General features: G+C 64.5%; 5 protein-coding genes. 2 read left to right on the top strand and 3 right to left on the bottom strand.

What is annotated here, in order from left to right; translation table 11 throughout:
• From B2W70_RS10965 to B2W70_RS10955, 3 genes are all read right to left on the bottom strand, one after another.
• A partial coding sequence (locus B2W70_RS10965) for a dihydropteroate synthase (RefSeq protein ID WP_286745672.1) occupies positions 1-449 on the bottom strand: 449 nt, incomplete at its 3' end.
• 176 nt (positions 450-625) lie between these two features.
• Complete coding sequence (locus B2W70_RS10960; protein WP_058088327.1) at positions 626-862, bottom strand: YdcH family protein; 237 nt, start codon at positions 860-862, stop codon at positions 626-628.
• 77 nt (positions 863-939) lie between these two features.
• Entirely contained in the window at positions 940-2,073 is a 1,134-nt protein-coding gene (locus tag B2W70_RS10955) for a patatin-like phospholipase family protein (RefSeq protein ID WP_286745670.1), read from the bottom strand.
• Between the two features lie 238 nt (positions 2,074-2,311).
• On the opposite strand from B2W70_RS10955, the gene recA reads away from it, so the two are divergent.
• Both recA and recX read left to right on the top strand, forming a co-directional pair.
• The gene (gene recA, locus B2W70_RS10950; RefSeq protein WP_058088329.1) at positions 2,312-3,370 is read left to right on the top strand and encodes a recombinase RecA; all 1,059 of its coding nucleotides are present in this window, start codon (positions 2,312-2,314) and stop codon (positions 3,368-3,370) included.
• Positions 3,371-3,500: 130 nt separating this feature from the next.
• The coding region (recX, locus tag B2W70_RS10945; RefSeq protein ID WP_286745668.1) for a recombination regulator RecX at positions 3,501-3,881 on the top strand (381 nt) is incomplete at its 3' end.

Genomic DNA, 3,881 nt, shown 5'->3' with positions numbered 1-3,881 from the left:
TGGCGGAAGTTGTCCTCGCCTTCTTTGAGCGAGATCGAGTTGACGATGCCCTTGCCCTGGATGCACTTGAGGCCGGCTTCGATGACTTCCCACTTGGAGGAGTCGATCATGATCGGCACACGCGCGATTTCGGGCTCACCGGCGATCAGGTTCAGAAAGCGCACCATCGACGCCTTGGCGTCGAGCATGGCCTCGTCCATGTTGATGTCGATGACCTGGGCGCCGTTTTCCACCTGCTGGCGCGCCACGGACAGTGCGTCCTCAAAGCGGCCTTCCAGGATCATGCGCGCAAAGGCTTTGGAGCCCGTCACGTTGGTGCGTTCGCCCACGTTGACGAACAACGTGCCCTCGCCAATGAGCACCGGCTCCAGGCCGGACAGGCGCATGGGGGCGACTTGGGAGGCGGTGGCTGGCGTGGTGGCGGCGGGAGACTGGGAAGGGGAGGTCATCCCGCCATTTTAGTTGGCCGGCCACCTCGTGCCGGGCCGGGGCCAAGGTGGGTGACCGACGGCCACAAAAGGAAAGGGCCCGGCGCTTGTGGCGCAGGGCCCCGAGGCGCAGACGCCGCACCCAGGTCAAGGTGAGCGCTGCAATGCCTTGCTCGGTGGTGTGGGGGACGAAGGCCTCAGGCCTTGAGCAGCGCGTAGAGCTCGTCCTTGAGGCTCACGCGGCGCTGCTTCTTGCCTTCCAGGTCGGCCGACGAAGCGTGTTCGACGCCGGTTTCCAGCCGCACGATCTCCTTGTCGAGATCTTCGTACTCCCGCTCCAGGCGCACGAAATGCGCGCTGCTGGTCTTGAGTGCGTGGATGCGGTCCTTCAGCTCGGGGAAGTCCTTGGCCAGCGGATGGTGTTCTTGGATCATGCGGCTCCTCTCAGTGCTCAACGGGTCTTTCAGGACTTCATGTTGACGCCGATCGGGGCTCGCGGCCTTGCGTCAGATCAAGCCTGCCGTTTACGCCCCAGGAAGCTTTCCTCGATGTGCAAGCTGCTGCGCACCCCCACGTCGGCGCGGTGGTCCTTCAGCCAGCGGTCTGCTGCGGCACGCCCGAGGTCTCGCAACTGCTCCAGGAAGACCCATTCGGTGTTGAACTTGGTCGAGGGGCCAAAGCCATTCATGCCTTCGTCGTCGGAAACCATGTGCATGTGCAGCTGCTTGTAGCGACCCGGGTCCAGCTTGTTCTCGCGCAACAGGCGGCCCACGAAGGCGATGGCCCGCATCTCGCCGATCAGGCTGGCATTGAACGTGATTTCGCTGAGCCGGTCCATGATGTCCACGCTGCGCGTCGGGGTGCCCTCGCGCTCCAGCGGGTTCAGTCGCACCAGCAGGATGTCGTTGAGCTCGGTGCGGTAGATCAGCGGGTAGAGCGCCGGGTTGCCTGTGTAGCCGCCATCCCAGAAGGGCTCATCGTCGATCTGCACGGCCTGGAACAGGAAGGGCAGGCAGGCCGAGGCCAGCAAGGCGTCGATGCTCAGCTCCTCGGCGCTGAAGACTCGCGCCTGGCCGGTGCGCACCGAGGTGGCAGTCACGAACAAGGGGATGCCGCAGTGCGCGCAGCCTTCGTGCAGCGACTCGACGCGAACGTGCTTGGCCAACACGTCCTTGAGAGGGTTGAGATTCAGCGGGTTGAACTCGTAGGGGCTGAACGAGCGGGTCAGCAGGTTGCCCCACTGCATCAATGCACTGGTGCCCAGGCCAAACGGGCCCAGCATGGCGTCCAGCCCTTGTGTGCCGAAAGGGTTGCTGAACGGGTTGCTCAAGGGACTGAACAGCGAGCCGTGGTGACTGACATCGCGCCAGAAATCGTGCAAGGCCTGCTGGGCCTGGCGTCGGGCTTGTTGGGGCCCGCCTGCTTCGTGCCCATCCACGTAACCCGACAGCGCGACCGCGCCATTGAGGGCCCCGGCGCTGGTGCCCGAGATGCCCGAGATGTCCACACCATCGTCGTCGAGCAGCCGATCGAGCACGCCCCACGTGAAAGCCCCGTGAGAGCCGCCGCCTTGCAGCGCCAGGTTGAGTCGGGGGCGGGCGGCGGGGCGAGGGCGCGATTTGGCGCGGGGGCGGGCGGCGGTCATGCGATCCAGTCTAGATGATTTTTGCTGCAGCGCAGCATGGGTGCGGCGGTGTGGCTGTCATCAGCGGGTCCCACCTTGATCGTTCAGGATGGGTCGCAGGGCCCGCACGACGACCCACTTCCGGGGGCGTGAATCAGGGGGGCGAATATTTGCGAGCAAGGTACTGTACAAACATCCAGTCTTTGCCATAATCACGGCATTCACTGTCATCACACAGGCCCCGCGCCGGAGATCACCCATGGAACCCAAGTCGACCCTCAGCACCGAAAAGGCCAAGGCTCTGCAGGCCGCCCTCGCCCAGATCGAAAAGCAGTTCGGCAAGGGCTCCATCATGCGCCTCGGTGAAGGCGAGGCCATCGAAGACATCCAGGTCGTCTCCACCGGTTCCCTGGGCCTGGACATCGCCCTGGGCGTTGGCGGCTTGCCCCGTGGCCGTGTCATCGAAATCTACGGCCCTGAATCCTCCGGCAAGACCACGCTGACCCTGCAGGTGGTCTCTGAAATGCAGAAAATTGGCGGTGTTTGCGCCTTCATCGACGCCGAACACGCGCTGGACGCCCAATACGCTCAAAAGCTCGGCGTCAACCTGCAAGACCTGCTGATCTCCCAGCCCGACACCGGCGAGCAGGCCCTCGAAATCGTCGACGCCCTGGTTCGCTCTGGCTCGGTCGACCTGATCATCGTCGACTCGGTGGCCGCGCTCACGCCCAAGGCCGAACTCGAAGGCGAAATGGGCGACGCCCTGCCGGGTCTGCAGGCCCGCCTGATGAGCCAGGCCCTGCGCAAGCTCACGGCCAACATCAAGAAGACCAACTGCACCGTCATCTTCATCAACCAGATCCGCATGAAGATCGGCGTGATGTTCGGCTCGCCCGAAACCACCACCGGCGGCAACGCCCTGAAGTTCTACGCCTCGGTGCGCCTGGACATCCGCCGCACCGGCTCCATCAAGCGCGGTGACGAGGTGGTCGGCAACGAAACCAAGGTCAAGGTTGTCAAGAACAAGGTCTCGCCCCCGTTCAAGACCGCCGAGTTCGACATCCTCTATGGCGAAGGCATCAGCCGCGAAGGCGAAGTCATCGACCTGGGTGTCACCGCCAAGGTGGTCGACAAATCAGGCGCCTGGTACGCCTACAGCGGTGAAAAAATCGGCCAAGGCAAGGACAACGCACGCGAATTCCTGCGTGAGAACCCCGACCTGGCGCGCGAAATCGAAAACAAGATTCGCGACTCCCTGGGGGTGGCCCAGCGCCCGCCCGCAGCCGCCAACGACGAGTACGACGACAAGGCCGCTTGATCCGCCTTGGTGACGTCGTTTCACACTGACCGAGCTTTGCGGGTGCCCCATGACGGACGAAGATGATTTTTCGCCCGATCTCCCGCAAGCGGCCGAAGCAGGTGGGGCGGCTAGCCGAGGCCGCCCGGGTTTGTCCCTGAAAGGGCGGGCCCTCAAGCTGCTCTCCATGCGCGAACACTCCCGTGTGGAGTTGCGCCGCAAGCTGGCGCCGCACGCGGAGTCGCCCGAGCAACTGGAAGCCGTGCTCGATGACATGGCGGCCAGGCGCTTTCTGTGCCTGGAGCGGTTCGCCGAATCGGTCGTGCACCGCAAGGCGGCGCGATTTGGCTCGGCCCGCATCAAAGCCGAGTTGGCGCAGCACCAGCTGCCCAGCCACGTGGCCGAGGCCGTGGTGCGCAGCCTGCGGGACACCGAGCTGGAGCGAGCTCACGAGCTGTGGGCTCGGCGTTTCGGCGAGGTGGCTGCAAGCCCGCAAGAACAAGCCCGCCAGGCCCGCTTCCTCATGGCCCGT

The organism is Aquabacterium sp. UBA2148 (assembly GCF_002328915.1).
GTDB lineage: Bacteria > Pseudomonadota > Gammaproteobacteria > Burkholderiales > Burkholderiaceae_C > Aquabacterium > Aquabacterium parvum.
This window is presented reverse-complemented; position numbering and strand designations above follow the sequence as displayed.

Coding starts and splice junctions, on each gene's coding strand:
- recA (WP_058088329.1), top strand. CDS start 2,312: ATGGAACCCAAGTCGACCCTCAGCACCGAAAAGGCCAAGGCTCTGCAG.
- B2W70_RS10960 (WP_058088327.1), bottom strand. CDS start 862: ATGATCCAAGAACACCATCCGCTGGCCAAGGACTTCCCCGAGCTGAAG.
- B2W70_RS10955 (WP_286745670.1), bottom strand. CDS start 2,073: ATGACCGCCGCCCGCCCCCGCGCCAAATCGCGCCCTCGCCCCGCCGCC.